Source organism: Microbacterium sp. NPDC057659 (assembly GCF_042799915.1).
GTDB lineage: Bacteria > Actinomycetota > Actinomycetes > Actinomycetales > Microbacteriaceae > Microbacterium.
Genome location: NZ_JBHVHU010000002.1, coordinates 284,293 through 310,609 on the forward strand (window position 1 = coordinate 284,293; position 26,317 = coordinate 310,609).

Sequence of the window (26,317 nt, forward strand, 5' to 3'; positions counted from 1 at the left end):
CGCGGGTGGCCGGCGAGGGCGGCGCTAGGCGCCCTCCTGCACGAGATGGATCTCGTCCGCGACCAACCCGTGCGCTTCCCGGTGCACGGTGTTGGCGGCTTCGGCATCCGGTGCATCGACCAGGCAGAAGATCTTCCCTCCGGCCTCGTCGACCCAGTACCGCAGGTAGTTCACCTCGTGCGCTCCCTGCGTCGCGAGGTCGGCGGCGTGCGCCTTGGCGACATCCTCCATCGTCACGGCGTCGCCGAGCGTGTGGACGTCCATATACAGCGGCATGATCCCATTCCCTTCGTGACAGCCGCGATGTCGGCGTGATCGAGTGAAGCGCGCCCCAGCGGCTCGATACGACGGATGCTACGCCGGTCGGGGCCTCGGCGGAACGGGTCGTCACGAACGATCTCCGCGCATCCGCGGATGCCCGATACTGGAGCCCATGGCCGCCTCGCTGACGATCGCCCTGCACACCCTGCCCACCGCACCGGTCGGGGCGGTGAACCCGCTTCCCGCCGTCGCGTCCATGCCGCAGGCGCCCTATGAGGCATCGGTCGACGGACTGCCGGAGCGGATCGCCCGCGGCATCCGGTACGGGCAGGTGAGCAGCATCCATCCGTACCTGCTGCAGGACGGATACGGCCGCTCGCGCTCGGATCAGCCGATGCGACTCGCGGTGCTCGAGAACGAGCACCTGCGTGCGGAGTTCGCGCTCGGGCTGGGCGGCCGGCTGATCGGACTGGTCGACAAGGCCACCGGCCGCGACCTCGTCTACCGCAACGAGATGCTGCAGCCCGCGAACCTCGCGCTGCGCAACGCCTGGTTCTCGGGCGGCGCCGAGTGGAACATCGGCATGCGCGGACACTGGCCGCTGACGTGCGATCCGATGTACGCCGCCGCGCTGACCGGAGCCGACGGCGAACCGGTGCTGCGGATGTGGGAGTACGAGCGGGTGCGCGGCCTGATCGTGCAGATCGACGCGACTCTCGCTGCGGGTGCAGCGGCGCTGCACGTCCGCGTACGGGTGCACAACCCGAAGGATGCCGAGACCGGCATGTACTGGTGGACCAACATCGCCGTCGCGCAGTCGACCGGCAGCCGGGTGTTCGCACCGGCGACGATCGCGTACAAGACCGACTACGACGGGACCCTCGCCGCCGTGGATTTCACGACGACGGATGCGTCGCGCCCGGCATCCGCTCCTGCAGCAGCCGACTACTTCTTCGACATCCCCGAGGGCGAGGCGCCCTGGATCGCGGCACTGGACGCCGGTGGCGGCGGGCTCGCGCACGTCTCGACCGCCCCGCTCACCGGACGCAAGCTTTTCGTCTGGGGCGACACCACGGGCGGGCTGCGCTGGTGCGACTGGCTCGGCGGCGAGACCGGGGCGTACTTCGAGATCCAGGCAGGACTCGCGACCACGCAGTACGAGCACCTGCCGATGCCCGGGGGAGCGACGTGGGAGTGGACCGAGACCTTCCTGCCGGTCCAGGCGGGTGACGGATTCGAGAGCGAATGGACTGAGGCGACCGCGGCCGTCGGCGAGGTGGTGCGCGGGGCGTACGACGCGCTCGGCTCAGCCGGGAAAGACCGGTTGGACGGCGTGGCGGAGGTCGAGCCCGACGCACTGCTGTCGACCGGGTCGCCCTGGGGCGCGCTGGAGCAGGAGATCGCCGAACGCACCGGGGAGGCCTTCGCGGTACTGCCCGGGGTGCGATTCGATCGGTCGGGCGCGGACGGCGCGTACTGGGCGGGGCTGCTGGACACAGCGCCGGTCGACGGCGCGGATGGCACGGATGCCGCGCGTCGCACCGGGGACGGGTATCCGGACGACGACACGGATGGTCCGGAGCATCCGACAGCTCCCGCCTCGTACGTCGCAGGGGATGCCTGGGATCGGCTGCTCACCGACACCGCGTCGACCTGGCTCACGTCGTATCATCGCGCCGTGATCGCGCATGCGGCCGGCGACCTCGACCGCGCGCTCGATCTGTACGCCGAGTCGGAGGCCCTGTCGCCGACGGCCTGGGCGGCGCGCGGCGCCGGACAGGCCCTGCTCGCGCGGGGCGGAGAGCACGACGAGCCCGCCGCGATCGCCGCGCTGGAGCGGGCGCACCGACTCGCCCCCGACAACATCCCGCTGGCACTCGAGTTCGGCAACGCGCTGCTGGCGTCGGGCCGCGCGCGACGTCTGCGCGGCCTGCTCGGCGGACTGCCGGATGCGATGCTCACGCTCGGACGGTTCCGTGTGCTGGCCGTGCAGGCGGCACTCGCGAGCGGTGATCGAGCCGCGGCCGGGCGGATCCTCGAGGCCGGTTTCGAGGTGCCCGACCTGCGCGAGGGCGAGCTGAGCATGTCGGCGCTGTGGCACGAGGCGTTCCCCGGCCGCCCGGTGCCTGCGCACTACGACTTCGAGATGGCACCGGAGGGCATCGGGTCCTGAGCCCTCCCTGGAGCTGGGCGAGCTGAGCGACGCGAAGAAGGACGTCGGCGCCCTTCGCCTCGTCGCTGGCGCCCCTCGCTCAGGGGCCGGAGTGCGGGCCGAGCCCCGGACGGGTCAGATCGTCTCGTCGGCCGCGACGATGTCGATCTGCCAGAACCTGGAGTCCGGTGCGGAGCGGTCGTGCGCGGCCTCGGCCTCGGAGATCAGGCGGCTCAGCGACTTGGCGAGCTCCTCGTACTCCGAGCCTGTGAGGCGCAGGTTGTGGATGGCGAGGGTGCCGTGCTCCGACGCCTCGCCGCCGGCCATGTTCTCGACGGCGTACGCCACGACCCGCTGCAAGAGCTTCTGATGGTCCTCGGCGAGCGCGGCGATCACGACGTTGCCGAGCGCCGCATCGGCGACCGGATGCCCCGGTGAGCCGACGTTCAGAGATTCCTTGATCGGTGTCCAGACCCGATCCCGACCGTCACGGGCCTTCTCCGGCGCCTCGACGATGAGGCCCGCATCCGCCATCACCCGCAGGTGGAAGCTGATCTTGTTGGCGGGCTGGCCGAGTTCTTCGGCGATGTCGGCGGCGCGGACGAACTCACGGCGGGCGAAGACGCGCATCATGTCTCGGCGCAAGGGGTTCGCATACGCCTTGAGCATGGCGGTGGTCATCGTCCGCGACGGGCGTTCCTCCTGCTCGGCCATGCCCGCAGTATATCCAGAATTAATTGCGCGACTTTACTTGCGCAAGTTTGATTGCGGGATTAACGTCATCCTCATGACCTCCCTGTGGCGCAACCTGCGGTACGTCTCCTGGCTCGTGAGCGACACGAGCAAGGGACTGGCGCAGACCCTGTTCAGCTTCGCCATCCCGCTGCTGGCCCTGATCGTGACGGACGACCCCGCTCAGGCCGGGATCATCGGCGCCGTCGGCATGGCGATCCGCGTCACACTCACTCTGTTCGGCGGCGTGCTCGCCGACCGCCATCGGCGCATCACGCTGATGGTGCTCGGCTCGGCGATCGGCGTGGCGCTCTCCGTCGGATTCACCCTGCTCGCACTCGGCGACGCCCTCACCTTCGGCATCCTGCTCGTCGTCGATGCCCTGCTCGCCGCTCGCACCGGCCTTTTCGACTCCGCCGGCGAGAGCGCCCTGAAGGACATCGTCAGCTCCGACACCATGGGGCGCGCACAGGCGGCGAACTCCGCACGCGACTCCGCCCTGCAGCTCGCCGGCGGACCGATCGGCGGCGCGCTGCTCGTCGTCGGCGGCTGGCTGGTCGGCGCCGTCATGGCGCTGTGCCACCTCGTCGCGGCGTTGTCCGCGGCCCTGATCCCGCGCCTGCGCGGGCCGGAGATCGAGGGCGCGCTCACGGAGGAGACGATCCCCGAGCCCGTCGCGAAGCCGAACGCGCTCCGCGAGATCCGCGAGGGATTCTCCTGGCTGTTCTCACGCCCCGACCTGCGCGGCGTGCTGCTGATCCTGACGATCATCAACCTCGGCATCAACACCGTGATGACGACGATCGTCTACTCCCTGCAGCAGGCCGGGGAGTCGCCCGCCGTGATCGGCCTGATCAGTGCGGGACTCGGCGGGTCGATGCTCGTCGGCGCCTTGCTGGCCTCCGTCGCCGTCACCCGCATCGGGGCGGGCCGGCTCATGGTGATCGGCCTGGTCGCGCTGACCGTCGGATCGGCAGCGACCATGCTCGTGCAGGCACCGCTGTGGGTCGTCGCCGTCATGGTGATCCCGGGTCTCACGCTCGGTCCGCTGAACGCGGCGATGGGCGGCTACTTCATGGTCGCCACACCGAGCAGCATGATGGGCCGCGCGAGCAGCGCCTCGAACGTGTTCGCGATGGGAGCGATGCCGCTGGCGCCGCTCATCGCAGGATTCGGGCTGAACTGGGTGGGCCGCAGCGGCAGCATCCTGATCGGCGCGGGGCTCTGTGCGCTCGCAGCCGCCCTCGCCGTCACCAACAGCGGGTTGCGCTCGCTCCCGGCCGAGGCCGGCTGGGCCGCGCACGCCGCGCAGTTCGCGGATGCCGGCTCCCCCGCGCCAGTCCGCTGACCGGCCCGGCACACCTGCAGGCAGGAATCACGAACGCGGACCCGGGCGCCGGGTTCCTGCCCGCATCCGTCGCATCCGCCTGCAGACGTGACCGACCTCAGCCGAGCTCATCGAGCAGCTCCACCGCCGCGCGCGCGTACTCCCCGATCCACCTGTCGTGGATGCGCTTGATCGGCAGCGGGGCGAGGATCAGGCGCCGCTCGCGGCCGCGCTTCTCGCCGATCACCAGTTCGGCGCGCTCGAGCACCCGCAGGTGCTGCAGTACGGTCGTGCGGTCGAGCTCGGGGAAGCAGGCGCACAGCTCGCCCGTGGTCCGCGGCGCCTCGCGCAGACGATCCAGCATCCGCCGACGTACCGGAGCGGCGAGCGCCTTGAAGACGAGATCGTCACTGTCGGAATCCGATGACATGTTGTAATCTTACAACATGTCCGAGAACGAAACACCACTGAGCACCCTGTCGTTCACCGTGTCGGGCCGCGTCGGGCGGTCGGCATCCGAGGTGTACGAGGCGGTGGCCGACCCCGCGCAGCTGTCGCACTACTTCACCACCGGCGGGGCGCGCGGACGGCTCGAGGCAGGCGCAGACGTCTCATGGGACTTCGCCGACTTCCCCGGGCGCTTCCCCGTCGAGGTCGTCGAGTCCGTGCAGAACGAGCGGATCGTCATCGAATGGGATGCCGCGCCCGGCTCGAACCCCACCGGCCGCACCCGCACCACCTTCACCTTCGCCCCGATCGACGACGGCGCACGTACGCTCGTCACGATCACCGAGGAGTCCTGGAGCGCGACGGATGCCGGCGCGAAGAGCGCCTTCGGCAACTGCGAGGGCTGGACCGGCATGCTCGCCGCGATGAAGGCCTGGGTCGAGCACGGCATCAACCTGCGCGACGGCTTCTACGCCTGAGGCCTGTCACACCCGCAGGCAGGACGAACGCCTGCAGCCCGCTTCCCCGCGGATCCGCCTGCAGGTGTGGCATCCGCCTGCATCCGTGACGGCGGTCAGCCCTTCGGGTACGCGACGTAGGCGAACGACCGCGAATCCGGCGCCCAGCTGTTCACGTTGATCGTGCCCTGCCCGCCGGGCACAGGGATGCGCGCGACCGGCGTGCTCCAGTCGCGGGTGTCGACCGCGACCAGCGCAACCGCCAGGTCGGCCGGGTGCCCTTCTGTGCCCGCGGGGTACTCCAGGTAGACGGCATGCGTCCCATCGGGCGAGAGGTGCGGGAACCAGTCCACGGTCTCACTGCGGTGCACGCGCACCACCTCGCCGCGCGCCATGCGGGCGAGCTGCGCGTGCCCCCAGCGCTCGGTGTTGAAGTAGAGCCAGTGACCGTCCGGCGACCACTCCGGTCCGTCGATGTGCCCCGGCCCCGTGTCGACGACGGTCACGCGGCCGCCCGATGCCGGGATCAGTGCGAGCCTTCCCGGCCCCGTGCCGTCCATCCGCACGAAGGCGAGCAGCTCGCCGTCCGGCGAGATCCCGTGCAGGTAGTGCCGCACGCCGTCCTCGCCGGTGATGCGTGTGACCGCGCCGCCGCTGAGCAGCCCGCGGTAGATGTGCCCGTCCTCGGCGGACAGGTACACCGCGGGGCCGGCCGGGTCGAGCACATGGTCGTTGTTGATCGGCGGCAGCCCGGTGAAGGCGATCGGATGCGGCTCGGCACCGGGTTCGACACGGGGCTTCAACCGCCACAGCATCCCCTCGCCGTTCAGATACAGGGCGCCGTCGCGCCCCCAGTTGGGCGCCTCGAACAGGACCCTGTCGGATGCCGCGACGAGGCGCGACGCCGCAGCATCCAGGTCGTGGATCTTGACCTCGCAGCGCTGGCCCTCTGCAAGAACGCGGTAGTCCGGCATCCGATGCCTCCTGTCCGAGGTCAGGATAGACCCTGCGTTCTTGATGAGTGAATGTGCGTGAATTGTTTTGTTGAGTTCACTAACGATCACTTCTAAACTTCGGGAAAACCCTTCCCACCCCAGGAGGCCGATGATGTCCCCCCTCGATCTGAACCGCCGGTCATTCCTCGCCGTGCTCGGAGCCGGAGCTCTGATCGCCGCGAGCGGGCAGTCCGCCGCAGCGAGCACCAGCCCCGGCCTGTTCGCCGCCGCGGACGATCCGCTCGCCGCGCTCCGTGACCGCCGCCGCACCATGCTGGTGGGCGACGGCACCGCGGCATCGATCCCCGAGCTCGCCGACGCCCTGACGGGCATGAGCACCGCGGCCGCCGCCAGCTGGCAGAGCATGGTGCGCCCGGCCTCCGCCCCCGGGATCTGGGCCGACCTGCCGCTCACGGGCGTCAGCGGCACGACCCTCTCGGGCAACATGGGCGTCACCTTCGACCGCCTGTTCAGCCTGTCGCTCGCGCACGCGACGGTGGGCGCCGAGCAGTACGCCGACGAGACCCTGGCATCCGACATCGCCGGCGCCCTGGCGTGGCTGAGCGCGAACGTCTACGCCGCCGGCAAGGCCGCCGTCGGCAACTGGTGGTTCTGGGAGATCGGCGTCCCGCGCAAGGCCGCCGACATCCTCGTGCTCATGTACGACGCGGTCCCGGCCGAGGTGCGCACCGCGCTCATGGCAGCGGCCCGCTACTTCACGCCCGACCCGAACTGGCGCGGCCGTGGCACCAGCTTCGCCGAGACCGGGGCGAACCGCACCGACAAGGCCCTGTCCTGCATCCTGCGCGGAGCCCTCGACGCGCGCCCCGACGAGATCGCCCTGTCGCGCGACGCCCTCAGCGACACCGTGCGGGGCGGCAAGAACAGCGTGTTCGGGTACGTCACCAGCGGCGACGGCTTCTACACCGACGGCTCGTTCGTGCAGCACACCTACCTGCCCTACGTCGGCACCTACGGCGTGGTGACACTCGGCGGCATCGCCGAGATCCTCGGCCTGCTCGGCGGCAGCGAGTGGGACGTCACCGACCCGAAGAAGGCCGTCGTCCTGGACGCCGTCGAGGCGGCGTACGCGCCGTTCATCTGGAACGGCCGGATGATGGATGCTGTGCGCGGGCGTGCGGTCTCGCGCCAGAAGGCGCCCGACTACGTCGACGGCGCGGCGGCGCTCACCGCCATCCTGCTTCTTGCGCCGGGCGCCGGCGAGCCGTACCGCAGCCGCTACCTGTCGCTCGTGAAGGGCTGGCTGCAGCGCTGCACCGACCAGACCCTGTACGGACTGCCGTCGCAGACCGTGGCGAAGTCGCTGCTGGTGACCTCGGTGCTCGGCGATGCATCGGTCGAGGCCGCTCCCGCCCCGGTGTACACGAAGGCCTTCGGCGATCAGGACCGCCTCGTGCACCACCGCCCGGCGTTCAGCTCGGTGGTGAACATCTCGTCGAAGCGCATCGGCCGCTACGAGTGGGGCAACAAGGAGAACAACCTGGGCTGGTACCAGGGCGACGGTCTCACGTTCTTCTACACGCCGAAGGACCCCGGGCAGTACAGCGCCGACTTCTGGCCGACGGTCGACCCGTACCGCCTTCCCGGCACCACCGTCTCGGCCGAGCCGAGGGCGAACGGCGCTGCCGACGGCACGGGCATCCCGCGGGCGTACCAGGCCTTCGCCGGCGGCCTGGCCCTGGACGGGCGGTGGGGCATCCAGGGCATGGACCACCTGAACCACAACAGGACGCTCAGCGCCCGGAAGTCATGGTTCTTCCTCGACGACAAGGTCGTCTGCCTCGGCGCGGCGATCACCGGCACCACCGAGCACGAGGTGTTCACCACGATCGACAACCGCTCCTTCGCGGAGGGGACGGTGCCGAACATCCGCACCGACAACCGCAACCGCGTGATGGCAGCGGGCGGCCCCGCCGTCACGGTGGCCCGCAACGTGCACATCATGGGCCACGGCGGCTACGTCTTCCTGACCGGAGAGAACGTGAGCGGCACGATCGACGTGCAGGTGGTGCGCCGCACCGGCGACTGGCAGACGATCAACTCCGGCTCCGATACCGGCGGCTCGGCGGATCCGAAGACCCGCGACTACGTGACAGTCACGCACCGGCACGGCGCGACGCCGGCCGCCGGCGGCTACGCCTACATGGTGCTGCCGAACGTCGAGCACTCGGTCACGTTCACCGAATCGGATGCTCCGACGGTGAAGGTCCTCGCGAATAGCGCCACCGCTCAGGTGATCGGCGTGAGCGGCGAGGGGCTGACCCTGGGCAACTTCTTCAGCGCGGGATCGGCCGCAGGCCTGACCGCGAGCGGTCCGTGCTCGGTCGCCGTGCGCACGGACGGCGGGAAGACCACGGTCGCGCTCTCCGACCCGAGCCGCACGCAGAAGGTCGCCACGGTGACTCTCGCCGACGTGGGCGGTGATGTGGTGGAGGCCGACGACGGCGTGACCATCGTCTCGACGGCGCCGCTGACCCTGGAGTTCGCGCTCGACGGGCACGGCCACGCGAAGCGGGTCGTGCTGGGCTGAGACCCGCACGACCCCGCTCCGTCCGCGGCCGGGTCACCGGCCGCGGACCTCGACCTCCGTCGTCGCCCTCGTCACGCCGGCGACGGAGGCGCTGATCGTCGCTGCTCCTGCCCCATCCGTCCTGCCGATGCCGATCACCGCCGGCGATCCGTCCAGCCGGAGCTGCACCTGAGCCTTGGGCGCGAAGCCGGAGAGGGTCAACTCGACGGTGCCGCCGACGTCGGCGGTGGCGGGCGCGGAGACCCTCGGTTCGGCCACGGGCGACGGGCCATGGGTGAAGGTCAGGAACGGAGCTGTGTGGAGCGTGGACAGCGGTCGGTCGGCGGCGAGGACCGCCTCGACACCCGTCACCGGCCAGCGCGCGTCGAGCATCTCGAAGTAGCTGATGGTCGACTCGCGCACCAGCGCGCCACCGAACATGTACTCGATCGTGCGGACGTTAGTCATGCCGGCCGGATCCCCCTGCCAGATCGGGAAGCTCGCCGGGTCCACTACCCAGCCGGCGACCACCTCATACGCCTGCCGCAGCGTGCGGCCGCTCGGCGACACGTAGTCGAACAGGTCGACGCCGTTGACACGGGCGATCTCGGCGGCGATCGTCTGCGGCTGCAGGGCGAAGTGCGTGTACCAGATGCCGTGACTTCCGGTTCCGTCGTTGCGGGTGGCCTCCAGCGGCAGCGTGCCGTCGGCGGCGATCTGGTGCTCGAGGAGGTACTTCCAGCGGTCCGCCGCCCTGGCGAAGAGCGGTTCGTCCTCGAGGTACGCGGCGGTCGCCATGACGAGCACCGTCCCCCAGTTGCCCCAGTTGTTGTCGCGGTCCATCGTGTTCGCACTCAGCGACTCGCCACGCAGCAGCGTCGCGAAGGCGGCGCGGTCGGCCGGCGTGAATCCGGCATAGCCGTCGATGAGGTCCGCCGCGAAGATGAGCGCCGGGAAGTGGTACGACCAGGTGAGACCGGAGTCGTCGGTCGTGCGCACCTCCTGGATCTGCGACCAGGCGCGGATCATCTTGGCGGCGGCCTCCGCATACCTCTGGTCTCCGGTCACGCGATAGGCGATCCCGGCGGCGTAGGCCTGGTTCGCGTCATCCATCAGTGCGTGCTTCGCCGCACGGTGAGCATCCGCGCCCTCGTAGAACGGCGGAACCTCCCAGACGGCCGGCGCCTGCGGGCTCCGCGCCACGGCCGAGTCGGCCTGGGCGCGCACCTTCAGCCACGCGGCATCCTGCGGATTCGCGGCGACACGGTCCTGCAGCGCGGAGATCCTGGCGTCGTCGAGGAAGACGCCGCCCCAGGAGACCGGCGCCGGCGGCTCGACGGCGGAAACAGCAAGCGCGACGTTGCGTCTCTTCATGAAAGCGGTCCCTTGCTTCGTAGATCGGATACGAAATACGACACTAGAGGACGGCCCTTGCGCGACGCAAGAGGAGCGGGATACTTGACCCTGACACTGTGGAAGGCTGGAGAACGGATACATGTTGTCCATCGGAGCGTTCGCGCAGATCGGTCAGGTGACCCACCGCATGCTGCGGCACTGGGACACCGCCGGCCTGCTCGTGCCCGCTCATGTGAATGAGTTCAGCGGCTACCGGTCGTACGATCCGTCACAGCTCGCGAGGCTGCACCGGATCGTCGCGCTGCGACAGCTCGGGTTCGGGCTGGACGACGTGGCCTCGGTCCTCGAAGAGGGCGTCGACGTCGAGCGGCTCACCGTGCTGCTGACGGAGCGCCGCGCCGAGGTCGAGGAAGAGCATAGGATCGCTGCCGCGAGACTCGTCGACGTCGAGCGGAGGCTCCGGCTCATCACCGAGGAGAATCACATGTCCCACATCGAAGCGATCGAGAAGCCCCTCCCCGCCGTGCGCCTCGCGGCTCGCACAGCCGTCGCCCCGGATCAGCCATCGGTCGGCCCGCTCGTCGGCCCCTTGTTCGACGCAGTCGCCGACGCGCTCGCCTCCACCGGCGCCGCGCTGACCACGCCGATCGCCACGTACGAGTCGCGCGAGGACGGCATGCACATCACCGTCGGCTTCGCCTACTCCGGCGATCCGGTCGACGGCGTCGAGATCGTCGAGCTGCCGGCCGTGGCATCCGCCGTCTGCGGCGTGCACCTCGGCACGATGGAGGGCATCGCCGACAGCTGGATGGCGCTGCACGAGGAGGTCCTCGGCCGCGGCGCCGTGCCCTCCGGCGCCGGCCGAGAGGTCTACCTGCGGTCGGAGTCCGAGGACCAGCGCGACTGGGTCACCGAGCTGCAGCAGCCCGTGGCATCCGCCTGATCAGCGTCCGTTCCGTCACACCTGCAGGCAGAACGGACGCCCGCAGGCAGGGTCACCGGCATGTCCGCATGCAGGCGCGCCTCGTGCCTGCAGGCGTCACCGGATGCCGTGCTAGCGCAGCGGGTCGAAGGGCTTGATCGCCGGATCGACCCGACCCGTCACGATCTGCTCGGCGAGCAGCTTGCCGGTCACGGGGCCGAGCACGATGCCCCACATGCCGTGACCACCGCCCACGTACACGTTCGGGGCCTTGGTCGCGCCGACCAGCGGCAGCCCGTCGGGCGTGACGGGGCGCGAGCCGACCCACTCGTCCCGGCGGTCGTCGAGGTCGACGCCGGTGAACATCTCGCGGGCCTGCTCGACGATCGCCTGGATGCGGCGGTGCTGGAACGGCTCGTCTGGGCGACGGAACTCCATGGTGCCGGCGATGCGGAACCGACCCTGGTACGGCGTGCAGGCGATGCGCTGATAGGGCAGGTACACGGGGTGCTCCTGCGGCTTCTCGGTCTCGACGGTGAAGGAGTATCCGCGACCCGCCTGAACGCGGGTGCGCACGCCGAGCTTCCGCGCCAGGCGAGGCATCCAGGCTCCGGTCGCGATGACGACCGAATCGGCCTCCATGCGCTCGCCGTTCGAGAGCAGCACGACCGGCTTGCGAGTGGATGCCACGTCCATCACCTCGAGGCCGGTGATCAGCTTCGCGCCGCGGGCGACGACGGCTGCGCCGAGCGCCTCGACGTAGGGCGCCGGCTCGAGGAAGCGCTGATTGTCGAGCCGGTAGACCACCTTCACGGCATCCGACAGCACCGGCGCAAGGTCGGTCGGGGTGTCGAGACGCTCCATCGGCACGTCCTGGCCGTGCCGCACGACACCGGCGACCTCGTGCAGGAAGCCCTTGGAGTGCGCCTCCTCCTTGAAGCCGATCACGAACGGACCCTCGCGGGTCCACGAGTCGACGCCGCCGGCCTGCAGCTCGTCGAAGCCGGCGAGCGCGATCCTGTCGATCGGCGTGAGGTCGGCCATGGTGCGGTCCCAGGCCTTGTTCGTGCCGTGGGCGGCGAACTGCGCGAGGAAGCTCCACAGCCCGGCATCCACCCGGAACGGCACGTGCAGAGCGGCATCCGGATCGAGCAGGGCCTTCGGCCCATAGGTCCACAGGGAGGGATCGGCCAGCGGGATGGTCTTGCCCGGGGTGAGCCAGCCGGCGTTGCCCCACGAGGATCCGGCGGCGACGCCGACCCGGTCGATGACCGTGACCTCGACCCCGCGCTCCTGCAGATGCCAGGCGGTGGCGAGACCCACCATGCCGGCTCCGATGACGATCGACCGCGACATTGCGTACTCCTTCTCTCACCAGAGATTATGAGGATTCCAAGGAGAGTTGCGGATGCTGGTCGAAGATTCTTCGTAGGATGCTGATGAACCTGTCGGAAACTGCGCGATTGAGCGAGGAACCGCCCATGCCGGAGATCGAATCCTCGGGCCCCCTGGACGCCGTCGACCGCACCCTGCTGTCGGAGCTCAGCCGCAACGGCCGCATCTCCAACACCGAGCTCGCCGCACGTGCCGGGATCGCCGAGTCGACGTGCCTGAAGCGGGTGCGCGCGCTGCAGGCGCGCGGCGTGATCGTGGGCTTCCACGCGGAGATCTCACCGGCCGCGATGGGGCTGCACCTCGAGGCGCTGATCACCATCCGGCTGCACGCGCACGCACGTGGCGATCTGCGCCGCTTCCAGGCCTATCTCGAGGATCTGCCCGCGACCCAGCGGGTCTACTTCCTCGCCGGCGACCGCGACTTCATGGTGCACGTCGCCGTGGCGGATGCTCCGGCGCTGCGCGAGCTGGTCTCCGACACCCTCAGCCTGCAACCCGAGGTGGCGTCGACGTCGACGTCCCTGATCTTCGCGCAGGCCGCGGGCAAGCGCGGGCTGTAGCCGCGGTCAGTCCGCGACGCGGACCTCGTACCCCAGGGCCTCGAGGTCGGCGCGGGAGGACTCCGACACCCCGGCATCCGTGATGATCGTCGAGAACAGCTCCCAGTCGCCGACAGCGGCGAACGTCTCGACCCCGATCTTCGACGAGTCCGCGACGATCGCGGCACGGCGCGAGCGCTCCGCCATGATGCGGTTCACATCGGCCTCGGCCTCGTCGTGCGTGGTGGCGACGCCGGCAGGCGACAGCCCGTTGATGCCGATGAACGAGATGTCCAGCCAGAGCCCCTCGAGCAGCTGCTCGACGAACGGACCGACCAGTTCGTAGCTGCGCGAGCGGATCACGCCGCCGGTGACGACGACCTTGATCTCGGGGCGCATCGCGAGCTGCGCTCCGATGTTGACGGCGTTCGTCACGACCGTGAGCCCGTGCTCGGCCAGATCGTCCCGTGAGGCGAGTGCCGCGGCGATCGCCGTGGTCGTGGTGCCGCCCGACAGGCCGACGACCGATCCCGGCGCGACGAGAGCGGATGCCGCGGCGGCGATGCGCTCCTTCTCGTCGGTGCGCAGGTGACTCTTGTACCGGATCGGCAGCTCGTAGGCCACGGACTGCGCGACCGCGCCGCCGTGCGTGCGAGTGAGCAGCCGCCGCTCGGCGAGGCTGTCCAGGTCGCGGCGGGTGGTCGCAGCAGACGCCCCGAACCGCTCCACGAGGTCTTCGACGCTGACCTCGCCCTGCTCGCCGAGCAGCTCGAGGATCGCGTTCAGACGGGATGCGCGGTTCATGCGGTCTCCTCGGCATCGGGTTCCAGGGCGAACAGGCGCAGCATCCGTGCCGCTTCCGCTGCCACGGCATCCCGCGCCGGCGAGATGTACTTGCGCGAGTCTACGAGTCTCTCATCGGCGGCGAGGCGCTCGCGCACGGCTCGGGTGAAGAAGCCGTTCAGGTGCGTGGACACGTTGATCTTCGTCATGCCTGCTCGGATCGCGTCGGTGATCACGCCGTCGGCGACGCCGGATGACCCGTGCAGCACCAGCGGCACGTCGGTCGCGTCGCGGCCGCATCCGCGCAGCGCCTCGCGCAGGCGCTGGATGAGGTCGATGTCGAGGGATGCCGAGCGGTCGAGCATCGCGTGCGACGATCCGACAGCGACGGCGAGTGCGTCGACACCGGTCTCTGCGACGAACGCGCGGGCCTCGTCGGGGTCGGTGCGCACTCCGGGCGCGTGCGCGCCGTCCTTGCCGCCGACCTCACCCAGCTCGCCCTCGACGTACACGCCGGCGGCATGCGCGCGGTCGACGACGGCGGCGGTCAGCGCGACGTTCTCGGCGTACTCGAGCTTGCCCCCGTCGAACATGACCGACCCGAAGCCGAGGTCGATCGCCTCGTGCACGAGTTCGGGCCGCTCGGCGTGGTCGAGGTGCACGGCCACCGGCGTCTCAGCGCGGCGGGCGATCGCGAGAGTCGCCAGCGCGATCGGCTCGAGGCCGCCGTGGTAGTCGGCGCAGTTCTGCGAGATCTGCAGGATCACCGGCAGTCCGGCACGGGCGGATGCCTCGACCAGCGCCTCGGCGGTCTCGAGGTGGATCACGTTGAAGGCCCCGATGCCGTTGCCGTTCCAGGCAGCATCCGTCACGAGGTCGCGGGCGGAGACGAGGGTCATGCGATGTCCGTTCGTTCGATGATCACGGCGGCCTCGAGTTCGGGCCAGGAGGGGTGGATGTCGCCGGCCAGCGGCATGAGCACAGCCGCCGCCGACCAGGCGGTCGCGCGGCGCAGGATCGCCTCGGGATCGCGGATGCCGGATGCCAGCAGCACGGCGGCCGCGGAGACCGCGGCGTCTCCGGCGCCGGTGGGGTTGCCCGCAAGGGCTTCGGGGAGACGGGCGGAGACGACGAGCAGGTCGTCGGATACCACGGACGAAATGTCCTCGCCGCGGTGGGTCGCGGCCGGACCCGCCGAGGATGGTTCGGATGATCCGTGATCTCCAGCAGATCCGCCGCCCGCTGAGACGGCGAGCATCCCCTCAGCACCGCGGGAGAGCAGGATCAGCGAGGCGCCGCGGCGGAGCAGCTCACGGGCTCCGTCGATCGGATCGGCGATGCCGGTCGCCTCGGCAAGCTCGGCCGCGTTCGGCTTGAGCACGTCGGCACCGGCATCCGCTGCGCGCAGCAGCGCCGGACCGGAGGTGTCGGCGATCACGGTCGCACCGGCCTCGCGGCCGAGGGCGATCAGTGACGGGAGGAGGTCTTCGGGGGTGCCCGGGGGCACGCTGCCGGAGATCACCAGGACGGGGCGTCCTTCGTCTCGCTGCGCTCGCTCAGGAGCCGGGGAGGCCAGCGCTCGCTCAGGAGCCGGGGAGGCCAGCGCCCGCGCAGGAGCCGGGGAGGACTGCGCTCGCTCAGGAGCCGGGGAGGCCAGCGCCTCCGCGACCGCACGCCGAAGGGCATCCCACTCGGCATCCGTCGGGGCGATGCCCCGCTCGTTCACGATCGTCGTGTCGCCCAGCGCCTCGTCGACCAGGGCGATGCTGCGCCGGGTCGCGGCGACGACCGGCACCAGCACGGCAGGCACGCCGGCGGCGGTCAGCTCCGCGGCGAACTCGTCGCCGGTCGCGCCGCCCACGGTGGTCACGGCCACGACGTCCGCGCCGGCGGCATGCGCCACCCGCGCGACGTTGAGCCCCTTGCCGCCTGCGCGCGCAGCCCCGGCATCCGCTCTGTGCGTGCCGCCCGGCACGATCTTCTCGACGTGCCAGGTGAGGTCCAGGGCCGGGTTCGGCGTGACGGTGACGATCATCGGATGCACCACTTCCTGCCGAGTGCACCGCATGTCGACGTCGACACGTGGTGCACTCGCCGGCCGGGGGTGCGCTCGGCCGCAGACGACGCGATCATGCGATCACCCGCCTCGCGCGCAGCGCGGAACCCAGGATGCCGGCGTTGCCGGACAGCTCGGCCGGGACCAGCGTCGGGATGCGATGGAAGCTGAGTCGATCCGCCAGCCGCGCGCGCAGCTCGTCGAAGAGCGCACCACCGGCGCGGGAGAGCCCGCCGCCGATCACGACAGCCTCCGGCGCGATGACGGCGGTGGTCTGCGCGATCGACATCGTGAGCGCGTCGAGCGCCTCGTTCCAGACCCGCGCGGCGACCTCGTCACCGTCTGCGGCGCGCGCGATCACCTCGCGAGCCCCGTCCACCTCGACGCCCGTCGCTTCCTCGTAGCGCCTCTCGATCGCGCCGGCCGAGGCGACAGCCTCGAGACAGCCTCGCGCCCCGCACGGGCACGGCCATTCGCCGATCGGCGAGTGCCCGAACTCGCCGGCGTAGCCGCCTCCCGTGTACGTCTGGCCGCCGACCAGGATGGTGCCTGCGATGCCCGTGCCGATGATGATCACGACCACATCGGAGTAGTCACGGGCACCACCGATCACGTGCTCGGCCCAGCTGGCCGTGCCCACGTCGTGTCCGAACGCCACAGGCAGTCCGAACCGCTCCTCGGCCAGCGCGCGCAGCGGTGCGTTCCGCAGCCCCAGATTGCTCGAGAACACGGCGATCCCGGCATCCGCGTCGACGATGCCGGGCACGACGAAGCCGACGGCCTGCGGCACGATCTCCGGATGCTGCGCGCGCAGCGCGTCTCCCAGCTCGCCGATGCGCTCCACGAGACGCGCGGGCATGTCGTCACCGGCGTCCGGGGTCGGCGTGCGCCGCAGCCCCACGGCGTTGCCCTCGGCGTCGAAGAGGGCCGACTTGATGTCGGTGCCGCCCACGTCGAACGCCAGCACGGGCGCACCGGCGCCGATCGATGCGGCGCGGGCGAGGCGCTCGCCCGATGCATCGGTCACGACATCGGGGATGTCGGACGCTGGCGTGCCCGACTGCGGATCCGAGCCGCCGCCCTCCGCGTGTCGCGCCTCCGCATCCGGCGCGTCGCGCCCCGGCTCCGAAGTTGCGCCCGCGCCCGCGGACGCGGCGTCCGATGCGGCGGTCATGCTCAGGCCTCGAGGATGACCGAGCGGGTCAGGTTGCGCGGCTGGTCGGGGTCGAGGCCCTTCGCGACGGCGCGCTCGAGCGCGACGTTGTGCAGGCGCACCAGGTCGGCCATCGGGTCGATCAGGTGCTGCACGAAGCGCGCGCCCGTGGCGAGCACCTGCGCCTCGAGCCCCTCGGGCACCTCGCCGAAGGCCCAGGTGATGCGTCCGGGAGCCGCGATCGCGATCGGACCGTGGCGGTACTCCATGGCCGAGTACGACTCGGTCCACGACTGCGAGGACTCGCGCATCTTCAGGCCGGCCTCGTGCGCCAGTCCGATGGTCCAGCCCATGCCGAGGAAGCTGTACTGCTCGGCCTCACGGAGAGCGGGGTCGGTCGACGCGGCGTCGGACAGCACGCCGGCGGCGTCGGCGATCGCCTTGTCGAGCGACTCGCCCAGCGAGGCGCGGAACAGGGCGAGAGCGGTGGTGGCGAACCGGGTCTGCACGACCGACTTCTCGTCGGCGAAGGGCAGGCCGATCACGGTGTCGGCCAGGTCGACGAGCGGCGAAGTGGTGTCGCCGACGACGGCGATCACCGGCGTCTTCCCCTTCACCTGCGCGGTCAGCTCGAGCACCTCGGTGGTCGTGCCGGAGCGGGTCAGCGCGACGATCGCGTCGTAGTCGCGGCCGTACGGGAACTCGGATGCGGTGAACGCGTCGGTCTCGCCGTGCCCTGCGGCCTCGCGCAGCGCGGCATAGGACTGCGCCATGAACCAGCTCGTGCCGCAGCCGACGACGGCGATACGGGCGCCGGACGCCGGCAGCAGGGCCTGCTCGTCGCGCATCGCGGCCGCGCGGGCCCAGGTCTCGGGCTGGGAGAACAGTTCAGCGCGCATGTGCGCACCGGCGGCGGGGGTCTCGGTCATGTCTGTCTCCTCGAAGGCGATCCGATCACGAATCGGATGCAGTTTTATGATCGTTTGTCACGAATAACGCTCATGTTACGGCAAATCGAGGCGATCCGACAGTCCTACACGGCGAGCTGCGCCGCTCCCCAGCGCACGCCGAGCGCGGCCCCCAGTGCGAACTGCGCCGCCCCGGCGTACGGCGCGACCCCTCCGGCGGCCGCCCGCACCGGCACCCGCACCGTTCCACTGGGCGGCAGCTGCGTCTCTGCCCGCACCAGGTCGAGGAAGTCCTCCCCCAGCCCGGCGGCCGAGCCGCCGATCACCACCTCCCCGGGATCGAGCATCGCGGTCAGCATGGTGATCACGCGTCCGAGGGCGACTGCGCCGACCGCGAGCCGCGCCGGATCGGCCGCCTCGACGAGGGCCCGCACCTGGGCGGCATCCATCCCCTCGGCGAAGGCGGGGCCGAGCATCGCCGGCATCGAGGCCGCCGACTCCAGGCATCCGCGCCGCCCGCACGGGCATTCCCGCGCGTCGTCGCCGAACACCACCTGCACGTGCCCGATCTCACCGACCCGGGCGTTCGGACCCGGCGCGGGTTCGCCGTCGAGGGTCACCGTCCCGCCGATCCCGATGCCGAGGTGCAGGAACAGGCGACGTCCGGTGGAGGCGCCGCTCGCGATCGTCTCGGCCACCGCCTCGGCGTCGACGTCGTTGACCAGAAGCACCGGCGCACCGAGCAGTTCGGTCAGCTCGTCGGCGAGCGGCAGATCGGTCCACTCCAGCTGCACGCTCTCGAGCACCACCCGCCCGTCGGTCGCACCGGGCAGCTGCACGGCGACTGCGAGCAGCCGTGGCGCGAAGCGATGCGCGATCCTGTCGAGCATCGTGCGGATCACGGCATCTCGGTCCGCCGACGTGTACACGACACGCTCCTCGTAGACCGAGGAGCCGTCCAGGGCGATCAGCGCGGCGTGCGCATCGGTGTACCGCAGCACCACCACGAGGAACAGATGGTGGCTCGGGTCGATCGCCAGCACGGTCGCGCGCTTGCCGCCGGTGCTCGCCGCCTGTCCCGCCTCGGCGACGAGGCGCTGATCGATCAGCTCCGCGACGAGGGACGAGGCCGTCGCCGCCGTGAGGCCGGTCGCGCGGGCGATGCCGGCACGAGTTTCGCTTCCCGAGTTGTCGAAGACCAGCTGAAGGGCCCGCCGGAGGTTGCTCCGGCGGACGAGAGCCTGGCCGTCGAGCGCATCCTCGGTGTGCAGCATCCACCGTTCCTTTTCGTGATCCGGCCGGTCCGGTTGACAACGACCGAGCCCGAGCCTACGCTCGCACTCGTAAGTTTAGTCGATGAACTAAGTAAATCGACGGACCACCGACCAGCAAGGGAGCACGATGGTCACTGCGACGCACATCCCGGTGCATGGAGCGCGACGGCACAACCGCGGCGTCGTCCTGCAGGCGCTGCTGCGCGAGACTTCCGCCAGCCGGGCCGATCTCGCCCGCCTCACCGGCCTCGCTCGGCCCACCATCACCGAGGTCGTCCGCGACCTGCTCGCCGACGGCGTCGTCATCGAGACGGGCCAGAGCCAGGAGACCCGCGTCGGCAAGCCCTCCGTGCTTCTCGAGGTGGACGGCGATGCGGTTCAGACGATCGCCGTCGACCTGACGTCCCCGAACTGGATCGTCGGCGCCGTGTGCGCGCCCGACGGCCGCATCCTCGTGCGACAGGAGATCGCAAGGGACTCCACGTCCGACCTGCCCGCCGCCGTGGCCGCGCTCGTCGCGCGGCTCGCCGCGCAGGCCGGATGCCCGGTGCTCGGCGTCGGGTTCGGGGTGCCGATGAACGCCGCATCGGGGGATGCCGCTGCGTTCATCGGCGCCCTCTCGACGCACGCCGAGACCGCTCTTCTGCCGGCCTACGCCGCCGCGGAGGCCGACCTCGCCGCCCGCGCGGAGGCCGGCTACGGCGACTCCGAGTTCCTGCTCGTGCGGCTGGGCGAGGTCGTGAGCACGGCGATCGTCACCGGCTACACCGCCGGCACCGACACCGCCCGCGAGCTCGCGCACCTCGATGTGGGCGGCGACCCCGGACGCGACTGCCGCTGCGGGAACTCCGGCTGCGTGCACGCCTGGATCGCCGTTCTCGAGGAGCGGATGGATGCCGCGACCGACGAGCGGACCCGCGAGGCTCTGCGCATCGAGGCAGGCGAACGACTCGGCACTCCTCTGGCCGCGATCGCCTCGGCGCTCGACCTGCCCCAGGTCGTGCTGAGCGGCACCTCGTCGCTGATGGGCCCCGAGCTCTGCAGCGCCGCCGAGTCGGCGCTCACCGCCGCACGCCTGCGCAACGCGCCCGTCGAGGTGCGCTGCGGGCAGACGGAGGATGCCGTGCTGCGCGGTGCCGCAGCGCAGGTGCTGGCGGCCGAACTGGCCTGAACCCAGGTTTCCCGATGTTTTTCGATCCGGATGTATCACCGCGGCTCTTGCCCGCTCCTGGTGGGTATGGCCACAATGAGCATCATGAGCGATGCCGTACCCGAAGGCACCGCCGGACAGCCGCCTGAACCCAACAGGTGGCAGCAGGCGGCGCTGTTGTTCCGCGCCTGGCGCGACGGCGAGACGCGGGCGATGGATGACCTCGTCCGATTGATGACGCCCGTGCTCTGGCATGTGGTGCGCGCATACGGCATCGACCGATCCCTCGCCGAGGATGTCGTGCAGACCACCTGGCTCCGTCTGGTGCGCGGTCACGAGTCGATCCAGGACGCCTCGGCGGTGTCTGCCTGGCTCACGGTCACCGCCCGCCGCGAGGCCTGGCGGGTCAGCAAGCAGGAGAACAGGGCGGATGCCAAGGAGGACATCGACCTCGAGCCGCTGCTGCCGACCGCGGCATCCGCCGAGGACGAGGCGGCCGAATCGGACGGCGCGGCCCGACTGTGGGCAGCGGTGCAGCGCCTCGACGAGCGCTGCCGCAGGCTGATCCGGGTGGTCGCCTTCGAGCAGCGTCCGGACTACAAGAGCCTGGCGGAGCAGCTGGGCATGCCGATCGGCAGCATCGGCCCTACGCGATCGCGGTGCCTCGGCAAGCTCCGCACGCTTCTGGGCGGCGCCTTCGATGAACCGCAGGTGACGACATGAGCGACGACGAGCTGATGGCGGCGCTGCGGGCCATGTGGCGGGTCAACGATCCGGTGCCCGACGACCTGATCGAGCGGATGGTCGCTGTCGTGGCCTCCGACGATCTCTCCCGGGAGTACGCGCTGCTGACCCTGGTCGAGGATGCCACGGCGGCCGTGCGCAGCGATGCCGAGACGATGATCCTGCAGTTCAGCGACGGCCGGATCTCGGTGCTGCTGCACATCTCGAAGGCGGGAAAGGGAGCCCGCCGGGTGGACGGCTGGGTGGATGCCACGGCGACGGAGGTCGTGCTGGAGCAGGGCGCGCGCTCCTGGACGACGGAGCCCGGCGAACACGGCCGCTTCGCGTTCACCGATGTGCCGCCCGGTCTGTGCCGAGTGCGCCTGACCGTGCCCGACGAGGAGGGCGGTCGCGGGTTCGCGACCCCGCAGTTCGAGGCGTAGCGGGACTGCCCGCGCACGCGGGAGGGGAGACGTCGTCGCAGGGGTGCGGCGACGAGGGATGCCGCCCCGGCGGCTCTGAATGGGAGGACAGACGATGGAGCAACCCCCGGGATGGACATGGCAGGACCGCGCGGAGGGCTCGATTCCGCGCGGCACGGCGCTGGATCCGAGCGTCGATCCGATCGAGGGCGTCCGGGCCTACCCGACCGCGTACCTGCCGGATCGGATGCTGGTCACGGCGCCGCCGGACGATGACGATCACAACGCGGTGGACCGCGATCTGAAGACGCTCACCGATGCTGCAGCGTCGTTCGGGTGGCGGATCGAGGTCGGCCCGGTCGAACCCGCGGTGGCAGGGGCGGACGCACCCGACTCCGATGCGGGCCTGGTCCGCAGGAGAGCCGCCCGTGAGCTCGCCCCGGGGATTCCCGGCCTGCTGCGGGTGCTGCTCACCACGCCCGAGGAGGCGGACCACAGCACCTCACCGGCGCCGCCGGACTCGTGGCGGGTGCTGCAGCTCGCGCGCCGCCTGACCCGGTCGTCGATGCCACGGGTGGGTCTCGAGCATGTGCTGTCGGTCGACCCGGTGGGGCTCAATCCGTTCACGAGGACGAACCCGTTCACCCGCACGAACCCGTTCACGCGCACCAATCCCGTTCGCGGATCGGGACCGGTGGGGACGGACGACTACCTCGAGCCGGGGCGCGGCGCCCGCCAGCCGGTCGCCTGGATCGGCGCGGCCCCGATCCGCAGCGCCGAGCCGAAGCGAGGGCGGCGGCCCGTGGTGGCCGTACTCGACACCGGCTGCGGCGAGCATCCGTGGCTGCCCGACGACATCGTCACCCGTGGCGCCGAGCTGGACGGGGTGCCGATCGGGCTCACCGGGCAGGACGATCCGGAAGTGTTCCCCGATCTGTACGGGCAGCTCGACGGCGAGATCGACGCGGTCGCCGGACACGGCACCTTCATCGCCGGCCTGATCCGGCAGACGGCACCGGATGCCGACATCCTCGCGATCCGCGTGGCAGGGTCGCTGGGCGTCGTCGACGAGAGCGCCTTCATCAGGGCCCTGGCGGACGTGATCGAACTGAAGCGCCGCCACCTGCGGGATCCCGGCACGGGGCATCCGATCGACGTCATCAGCCTGTCACTGGGCTACTACCACGAGACCCCGGTCGACGGGCAGTTCTCGCTCACGCTCTACGGACTGCTGCGCTCGGCGCGCGAGCTGGGCATCGTGGTGGTGTGCTCGGCGGGCAACGACGCGATCGACCGGCCGTCGTTCCCCGCCTCGCTGTGGGCCTGGCCCGACGCCGACAACGGCATCCGCCCCGACGACGAGGCACCGCTGGTCTCGGTCGGAGCCCTGAACCCCTCCGGACGCTCGGTCGCGCTGTTCTCGAACGTGGGGCCGTGGGTGCAGGTCTACGCCCCGGGGGCGCTGGTGGTCAGCACGACGCCGCCGTTCACCGGAGGGATGCAGCCCAGCACCCGCGCGGACTTCGACGACCTGCCGAGGGAGACCGTCGATCCCGACGACTACCGCGGCGGGTTCTCGGTGTGGAGCGGCACATCGTTCGCGGCACCGTTCGTCGCAGGGCGGATCGCCACGGCGTTGGCGCCCGCGCTGGCCAAGGGCGGCAGGCCGACGAACAAGGCTGTGCACAAGGCCGTGGACGACGTTCTGAGGTCGCTGCCCGATCCCGTGCGCTGAGACTGTCGCGAAACCCTCGGGACGCGGCATCCTTGAGATGTGCGCCTGACCGCAGCAGAACTCCATGAGCGGGGGAAGGATGCCGCGAACCGTCGCCGGTTCGCGGCATCCCGGCGCGCCCTCCTCACAGCGCAGAAGCGCACGGACGACCCCGATCTGCTCGCCCGAGTCGCCGGCACGCTGGCGTACGTGCTCGCCCAGACCGGCGAGCCGGACGCGGCGGAGCGGATGTGCCGGGATGCCCTCGGCGCGGAGGGCATCGGCGACGGAACGCGGACGGTACTGGCCGGTCAGCTCGGGACACTGCTGATGAACGGCGGACATGCCGACGAGGCGGAGCGCCATCTCACCGAGGCGATCGACGGCATGAATGACTCGCCCGCGGAGCGAGCATCCTGCCTGGTCAACAGGTCGGTCGTGCGCATGCAGCGGCACGACCTGGACGGCGCCGCGGCCGACCTCGAGTACGCCATCGCGACCTATGACGAGCTCGGTGAGCGCGAGGCGAGCGCCGAGGCCCGGCACAACCTCGGCTACGCCGCCCTCCTCCGCGGCGATCTCGTCACGGCATTGGCACTGATGACCCGGTCGCGACCGGTCTTCGTGGAGACCAGCGAGCTCAGCACCGCGATCGCCGACCTCGATCGCGCCGAAGTGCTGAGAGAGGCCGGACTCACTGCCGAGGCCGAAGAGCTGCTCGCCGAGGTCGCGGTGCGGTTCGGCGCGCAGCGGATGCGGCAGACCAGGGCTGAGGCGGAGTTCCAGCTGGCCCGTTCTCAGCTGCATCACGATCCGGCCGCTGCGCGGCGAACCGCCGCGCAGGCCCGGCGCCGGTTCGAGGCGCTCCACAGTGAGGGCTGGGCCGCACGATCGGCATCCGTCGAGCTGGAGGCCCGTCGCCTCGCCGGGCAGGTGCCCGCGGCGGCGGAGTACGACGAAGCGGCCCGCCGACTGCATGCGGTCGGCCTGGACAGCGAGGCCGCGACGGCGGAGTTGGGCGCCCGGCTGGCGGATCCGCTGCGGCGTCCGCCGCGCATCCGGGCCGATGCCCCCACTCCGGTGCGGCTGCGGGCGCTCGAGGTGCGCGCCGCACACGCGCTGCATGCGGGGAGGCGCGCGGACGCGCGACGCCTGGCCACGGAGGGGCTCGACCTGTTCACCGCCTGGCAGGGTTCGTTCGGGGCCCTCGACCTGCAGGCATCCGTCACGATGCACGGCACCGGGCTGCTGGCCACTGGCCTCGCCGCGGTGTCTGACGTCGATGACCCCGCGGTGCTGTTCGACTGGGGTGAGCGCGCCCGGCGGATCGGGCTGCAGGTGGTGCCGGTGCGGCCGCCGCACGACCCCGCCGCGGCGGCTGACCTCGCCGAACTGCGGATGCTGCGCACCGACCTCGCCGGCGAGGACTGGCTGTCCGATTCCCGGGTGCGCGCCATCCGTGACCGCATCCGTGAGCGGCAGTGGAGCACGACCGCCGGCTCGGGCGCCAGGCAGCAGGTCTCGCTGCCCGAGCTGCAGCGCGGCCTCGAGGCGGACGTCGCCGTGCTCACCTGGGTCTACACCGGCTCCGCGCTGCGCGCCGTGGTCGCCACTCCGTCCGCCACCAGTCTCGTGCGGCTGTCCTGGGAACGCGTCCTGCCGCTACTCGACGGACTGCGCGCCGACCTCGACGCGGCCGCCCTCGCCCACGGATCCCGCATGGCGGCGGTGGTCGAGCGCTCCCTGGCCGACCGCATGTCGCGGCTCGACGACGAGCTGCTGCGACCGCTGCTCGAGCGGGCGCCGCGAGCCCGTCGCCTCGTGCTCAGCGTGCCGGGCATCCTCACCGGCGTTCCATGGGCACTGCTGCCCGGCCTCGCCGGGCGACCCTTCACGCTCGCGACGTCGGCGACGCGCTGGCTCGACCAGACGCCGCGTCCGCTGCACCGCGCCGGCGTGATCGCCGGGCCGCGCGTCGCGCGCGCCGGCGACGAAGCGCAGGCCGTGGCGCGCGCGCACGACACGGCCGTTCTGCTCACGGGCGCCGACGCGACCGTCGACGCCACGGCCGCGACGGCCGGCGGCGTCGATCTGCTGCATGTGGCAGCGCACGGCCGGCACAGCGCCGACAACCCGATGTTCTCCGGACTCGAGCTGGCCGACGGAACCCTGTTCGGCTACGACGTCGACCTGATCGATACAGTGCCCGACACCGTCGTGCTCTCCGCGTGCGAGCTGGGCCGATCCACCGTGCGCTGGCGCGAGGAGGCGGTCGGCATGACCAGGGTGTGGCTGCATGCCGGATCGCGGTGCGTGATCGCCTCGCCCGTGCTGGTACCCGACGATGCGGCTGCGGAGCTTCTCCCCGCTGTGCACGCGGGGATCGCGGCGGGGCTCGCTCCGGCCGTCGCGCTGTCGGACGCCGCCGACGCAACCGGCATCCGGGTGCCGCTGCACTGCCACGGCGCCGGCTTCTGAAGTTTCTTCCGCATCCGTGTATCACCGGTGCAGATGAGGTCTCTTCTCTCTGTGGGAGGAGCACTCGAGGATCCGCGTCTTCTGGGGAGAGGACGGATCGGATGAGCAGCCGAAGGGGAACCGGACACTGGGGAGTCCGGATGGGCGGCACCGACCACTCCGGGGCGTCGCGCGTTGACGCGGCGCCCCGGTAGGGCCTTCAGGCCCTCCGCTCAGCGGCCTTCCGCGGCTTCGGTGTGGTGCCGGATGACCTCGGCGACCACGAAGTTGAACCACTTCTCGGCGAACTCGGGGTCGAGGTGAGCCTCTTCGGCGAGCGCACGCAGGCGCGCGACCTGCTGCTCCTCGCGGCCCGGATCGGATGCGGGCATCTCATGCTCCGCCTTCAGATGACCGACCTGCTGAGTGCAGCGAAAGCGTTCGGCGAGCATGAAGATCAGTGCGGCGTCGATGTTGTCGATGCTGGCTCGCAGGCGCAGCAGCTCGGCACGGGCGGCTTCGGCGTCAGTCATGAGGCTCCTCGATCGGCGACAGTACGACGA

At 71.0% G+C, this 26,317-nt stretch carries 24 protein-coding genes; 11 read left to right on the plus strand and 13 right to left on the minus strand.

The annotated features are described in order from the left end of the window. Positions 1–24: 24 nt before the first annotated feature. A complete protein-coding gene (locus ACFVAE_RS10020) occupies positions 25–264 on the minus strand; it encodes a DUF4242 domain-containing protein (protein ID WP_378891243.1) in 240 nt (79 codons plus the stop codon). A gap of 169 nt (positions 265–433) precedes the next feature. Here ACFVAE_RS10020 and ACFVAE_RS10025 point away from each other — a divergent pair, with 169 nt between their 5' ends. Then, complete coding sequence (locus tag ACFVAE_RS10025; protein ID WP_378891246.1) at positions 434–2,434, plus strand: DUF5107 domain-containing protein; 2,001 nt, start codon at positions 434–436, stop codon at positions 2,432–2,434. 114 nt (positions 2,435–2,548) lie between these two features. On the opposite strand, the gene ACFVAE_RS10030 is transcribed toward ACFVAE_RS10025, so the two are convergent. Continuing rightward, on the minus strand, positions 2,549–3,127 hold the full coding sequence (locus ACFVAE_RS10030; protein WP_378891249.1) for a helix-turn-helix domain-containing protein: 579 nt from the start codon (positions 3,125–3,127) through the stop codon (positions 2,549–2,551). Between the two features lie 73 nt (positions 3,128–3,200). Here ACFVAE_RS10030 and ACFVAE_RS10035 point away from each other — a divergent pair, with 73 nt between their 5' ends. After that, complete coding sequence (locus tag ACFVAE_RS10035; protein WP_378891252.1) at positions 3,201–4,493, plus strand: MFS transporter; 1,293 nt, start codon at positions 3,201–3,203, stop codon at positions 4,491–4,493. A gap of 97 nt (positions 4,494–4,590) precedes the next feature. Here the strand turns inward: ACFVAE_RS10035 and ACFVAE_RS10040 are convergent, their stop codons facing one another. Further along, positions 4,591–4,902, minus strand: a complete 312-nt coding sequence (locus ACFVAE_RS10040; protein ID WP_378856236.1) for an ArsR/SmtB family transcription factor — start codon at positions 4,900–4,902, stop codon at positions 4,591–4,593. Positions 4,903–4,918: 16 nt separating this feature from the next. Between ACFVAE_RS10040 and ACFVAE_RS10045 the strand changes: the two genes are divergently transcribed. Then, positions 4,919–5,398, plus strand: coding sequence for an SRPBCC domain-containing protein (locus tag ACFVAE_RS10045; protein ID WP_378891255.1), 480 nt, complete (start codon positions 4,919–4,921; stop codon positions 5,396–5,398). 95 nt (positions 5,399–5,493) lie between these two features. Here the strand turns inward: ACFVAE_RS10045 and ACFVAE_RS10050 are convergent, their stop codons facing one another. After that, the gene (locus tag ACFVAE_RS10050) at positions 5,494–6,351 is read right to left on the minus strand and encodes a biopolymer transporter Tol (RefSeq protein ID WP_378891258.1); all 858 of its coding nucleotides are present in this window, start codon (positions 6,349–6,351) and stop codon (positions 5,494–5,496) included. Positions 6,352–6,484: 133 nt separating this feature from the next. Between ACFVAE_RS10050 and ACFVAE_RS10055 the strand changes: the two genes are divergently transcribed. Further along, on the plus strand, positions 6,485–8,923 hold the full coding sequence (locus tag ACFVAE_RS10055; protein WP_378891261.1) for a polysaccharide lyase 8 family protein: 2,439 nt from the start codon (positions 6,485–6,487) through the stop codon (positions 8,921–8,923). 33 nt (positions 8,924–8,956) lie between these two features. Here ACFVAE_RS10055 and ACFVAE_RS10060 read toward each other — a convergent pair whose 3' ends face one another. Continuing rightward, on the minus strand, positions 8,957–10,276 hold the full coding sequence (locus ACFVAE_RS10060) for an alginate lyase family protein (protein ID WP_378891263.1): 1,320 nt from the start codon (positions 10,274–10,276) through the stop codon (positions 8,957–8,959). Positions 10,277–10,397: 121 nt separating this feature from the next. Here ACFVAE_RS10060 and ACFVAE_RS10065 point away from each other — a divergent pair, with 121 nt between their 5' ends. Further along, positions 10,398–11,201, plus strand: coding sequence for a MerR family transcriptional regulator (locus tag ACFVAE_RS10065; RefSeq protein ID WP_378891266.1), 804 nt, complete (start codon positions 10,398–10,400; stop codon positions 11,199–11,201). 111 nt (positions 11,202–11,312) lie between these two features. Here ACFVAE_RS10065 and ACFVAE_RS10070 read toward each other — a convergent pair whose 3' ends face one another. Then, positions 11,313–12,536: an NAD(P)/FAD-dependent oxidoreductase gene (locus ACFVAE_RS10070; protein WP_378891269.1), complete on the minus strand. Its 1,224-nt coding sequence runs from the start codon at positions 12,534–12,536 to the stop codon at positions 11,313–11,315. Between the two features lie 125 nt (positions 12,537–12,661). Between ACFVAE_RS10070 and ACFVAE_RS10075 the strand changes: the two genes are divergently transcribed. Next, complete coding sequence (locus ACFVAE_RS10075; RefSeq protein ID WP_157311004.1) at positions 12,662–13,135, plus strand: Lrp/AsnC family transcriptional regulator; 474 nt, start codon at positions 12,662–12,664, stop codon at positions 13,133–13,135. A gap of 6 nt (positions 13,136–13,141) precedes the next feature. Here ACFVAE_RS10075 and ACFVAE_RS10080 read toward each other — a convergent pair whose 3' ends face one another. The 6 genes from ACFVAE_RS10080 to ACFVAE_RS10105 all read right to left on the minus strand — a co-directional run bounded on the left by ACFVAE_RS10080 (position 13,142) and on the right by ACFVAE_RS10105 (position 19,288). Next, positions 13,142–13,918, minus strand: coding sequence for a DeoR/GlpR family DNA-binding transcription regulator (locus ACFVAE_RS10080; protein WP_378891272.1), 777 nt, complete (start codon positions 13,916–13,918; stop codon positions 13,142–13,144). Continuing rightward, positions 13,915–14,796 (minus strand): ketose-bisphosphate aldolase, encoded by an 882-nt coding sequence (locus ACFVAE_RS10085; protein ID WP_378891275.1) that lies wholly within the window; start codon positions 14,794–14,796, stop codon positions 13,915–13,917. Before ACFVAE_RS10085 ends, ACFVAE_RS10080 begins: the two co-directional genes overlap by 4 nt. After that, positions 14,793–15,932, minus strand: a complete 1,140-nt coding sequence (locus ACFVAE_RS10090) for a 1-phosphofructokinase family hexose kinase (protein WP_378891277.1) — start codon at positions 15,930–15,932, stop codon at positions 14,793–14,795. Before ACFVAE_RS10090 ends, ACFVAE_RS10085 begins: the two co-directional genes overlap by 4 nt. 94 nt (positions 15,933–16,026) lie before the next feature. Beyond that, positions 16,027–17,127: an ROK family protein gene (locus ACFVAE_RS10095; RefSeq protein ID WP_378891280.1), complete on the minus strand. Its 1,101-nt coding sequence runs from the start codon at positions 17,125–17,127 to the stop codon at positions 16,027–16,029. A 2-nt stretch (positions 17,128–17,129) separates the two neighbouring features. Then, on the minus strand, positions 17,130–18,035 hold the full coding sequence (locus tag ACFVAE_RS10100; protein ID WP_378891283.1) for an SIS domain-containing protein: 906 nt from the start codon (positions 18,033–18,035) through the stop codon (positions 17,130–17,132). 104 nt (positions 18,036–18,139) lie between these two features. Continuing rightward, positions 18,140–19,288 (minus strand): ROK family protein, encoded by a 1,149-nt coding sequence (locus tag ACFVAE_RS10105; protein ID WP_378891285.1) that lies wholly within the window; start codon positions 19,286–19,288, stop codon positions 18,140–18,142. 127 nt (positions 19,289–19,415) lie between these two features. Between ACFVAE_RS10105 and ACFVAE_RS10110 the strand changes: the two genes are divergently transcribed. The 5 genes from ACFVAE_RS10110 to ACFVAE_RS10130 all read left to right on the plus strand — a co-directional run bounded on the left by ACFVAE_RS10110 (position 19,416) and on the right by ACFVAE_RS10130 (position 25,775). Beyond that, positions 19,416–20,459: a winged helix-turn-helix transcriptional regulator gene (locus tag ACFVAE_RS10110; protein WP_378891288.1), complete on the plus strand. Its 1,044-nt coding sequence runs from the start codon at positions 19,416–19,418 to the stop codon at positions 20,457–20,459. A gap of 84 nt (positions 20,460–20,543) precedes the next feature. Further along, positions 20,544–21,161, plus strand: a complete 618-nt coding sequence (locus tag ACFVAE_RS10115) for an RNA polymerase sigma factor (protein ID WP_378891291.1) — start codon at positions 20,544–20,546, stop codon at positions 21,159–21,161. Continuing rightward, complete coding sequence (locus tag ACFVAE_RS10120; RefSeq protein ID WP_378891294.1) at positions 21,158–21,604, plus strand: hypothetical protein; 447 nt, start codon at positions 21,158–21,160, stop codon at positions 21,602–21,604. The genes ACFVAE_RS10115 and ACFVAE_RS10120 overlap by 4 nt, the downstream gene beginning before the upstream one ends. Before the next feature lie 94 nt (positions 21,605–21,698). After that, a complete protein-coding gene (locus ACFVAE_RS10125) occupies positions 21,699–23,318 on the plus strand; it encodes a S8 family serine peptidase (RefSeq protein ID WP_378891296.1) in 1,620 nt (539 codons plus the stop codon). Positions 23,319–23,357: 39 nt separating this feature from the next. Beyond that, positions 23,358–25,775, plus strand: a complete 2,418-nt coding sequence (locus tag ACFVAE_RS10130; protein ID WP_378891299.1) for a CHAT domain-containing protein — start codon at positions 23,358–23,360, stop codon at positions 25,773–25,775. 212 nt (positions 25,776–25,987) lie between these two features. Here ACFVAE_RS10130 and ACFVAE_RS10135 read toward each other — a convergent pair whose 3' ends face one another. After that, positions 25,988–26,287: a chorismate mutase gene (locus tag ACFVAE_RS10135; protein WP_236126262.1), complete on the minus strand. Its 300-nt coding sequence runs from the start codon at positions 26,285–26,287 to the stop codon at positions 25,988–25,990. Between the last annotated feature and the right edge of the window lie 30 nt (positions 26,288–26,317).

Coding starts and splice junctions, on each gene's coding strand:
- ACFVAE_RS10040 (WP_378856236.1), bottom strand. CDS start 4,902: ATGTCATCGGATTCCGACAGTGACGATCTCGTCTTCAAGGCGCTCGCC.
- ACFVAE_RS10125 (WP_378891296.1), top strand. CDS start 21,699: ATGGAGCAACCCCCGGGATGGACATGGCAGGACCGCGCGGAGGGCTCG.
- ACFVAE_RS10120 (WP_378891294.1), top strand. CDS start 21,158: ATGAGCGACGACGAGCTGATGGCGGCGCTGCGGGCCATGTGGCGGGTC.
- ACFVAE_RS10135 (WP_236126262.1), bottom strand. CDS start 26,287: ATGACTGACGCCGAAGCCGCCCGTGCCGAGCTGCTGCGCCTGCGAGCC.
- ACFVAE_RS10030 (WP_378891249.1), bottom strand. CDS start 3,127: ATGGCCGAGCAGGAGGAACGCCCGTCGCGGACGATGACCACCGCCATG.
- ACFVAE_RS10095 (WP_378891280.1), bottom strand. CDS start 17,127: ATGACCGCCGCATCGGACGCCGCGTCCGCGGGCGCGGGCGCAACTTCG.
- ACFVAE_RS10110 (WP_378891288.1), top strand. CDS start 19,416: ATGGTCACTGCGACGCACATCCCGGTGCATGGAGCGCGACGGCACAAC.
- ACFVAE_RS10035 (WP_378891252.1), top strand. CDS start 3,201: ATGACCTCCCTGTGGCGCAACCTGCGGTACGTCTCCTGGCTCGTGAGC.
- ACFVAE_RS10060 (WP_378891263.1), bottom strand. CDS start 10,276: ATGAAGAGACGCAACGTCGCGCTTGCTGTTTCCGCCGTCGAGCCGCCG.
- ACFVAE_RS10100 (WP_378891283.1), bottom strand. CDS start 18,035: ATGACCGAGACCCCCGCCGCCGGTGCGCACATGCGCGCTGAACTGTTC.
- ACFVAE_RS10045 (WP_378891255.1), top strand. CDS start 4,919: ATGTCCGAGAACGAAACACCACTGAGCACCCTGTCGTTCACCGTGTCG.
- ACFVAE_RS10025 (WP_378891246.1), top strand. CDS start 434: ATGGCCGCCTCGCTGACGATCGCCCTGCACACCCTGCCCACCGCACCG.
- ACFVAE_RS10085 (WP_378891275.1), bottom strand. CDS start 14,796: ATGACCCTCGTCTCCGCCCGCGACCTCGTGACGGATGCTGCCTGGAAC.
- ACFVAE_RS10050 (WP_378891258.1), bottom strand. CDS start 6,351: ATGCCGGACTACCGCGTTCTTGCAGAGGGCCAGCGCTGCGAGGTCAAG.
- ACFVAE_RS10105 (WP_378891285.1), bottom strand. CDS start 19,288: ATGCTGCACACCGAGGATGCGCTCGACGGCCAGGCTCTCGTCCGCCGG.
- ACFVAE_RS10020 (WP_378891243.1), bottom strand. CDS start 264: ATGGACGTCCACACGCTCGGCGACGCCGTGACGATGGAGGATGTCGCC.
- ACFVAE_RS10070 (WP_378891269.1), bottom strand. CDS start 12,536: ATGTCGCGGTCGATCGTCATCGGAGCCGGCATGGTGGGTCTCGCCACC.
- ACFVAE_RS10090 (WP_378891277.1), bottom strand. CDS start 15,932: ATGATCGTCACCGTCACGCCGAACCCGGCCCTGGACCTCACCTGGCAC.
- ACFVAE_RS10065 (WP_378891266.1), top strand. CDS start 10,398: ATGTTGTCCATCGGAGCGTTCGCGCAGATCGGTCAGGTGACCCACCGC.
- ACFVAE_RS10115 (WP_378891291.1), top strand. CDS start 20,544: ATGAGCGATGCCGTACCCGAAGGCACCGCCGGACAGCCGCCTGAACCC.
- ACFVAE_RS10055 (WP_378891261.1), top strand. CDS start 6,485: ATGTCCCCCCTCGATCTGAACCGCCGGTCATTCCTCGCCGTGCTCGGA.
- ACFVAE_RS10075 (WP_157311004.1), top strand. CDS start 12,662: ATGCCGGAGATCGAATCCTCGGGCCCCCTGGACGCCGTCGACCGCACC.
- ACFVAE_RS10080 (WP_378891272.1), bottom strand. CDS start 13,918: ATGAACCGCGCATCCCGTCTGAACGCGATCCTCGAGCTGCTCGGCGAG.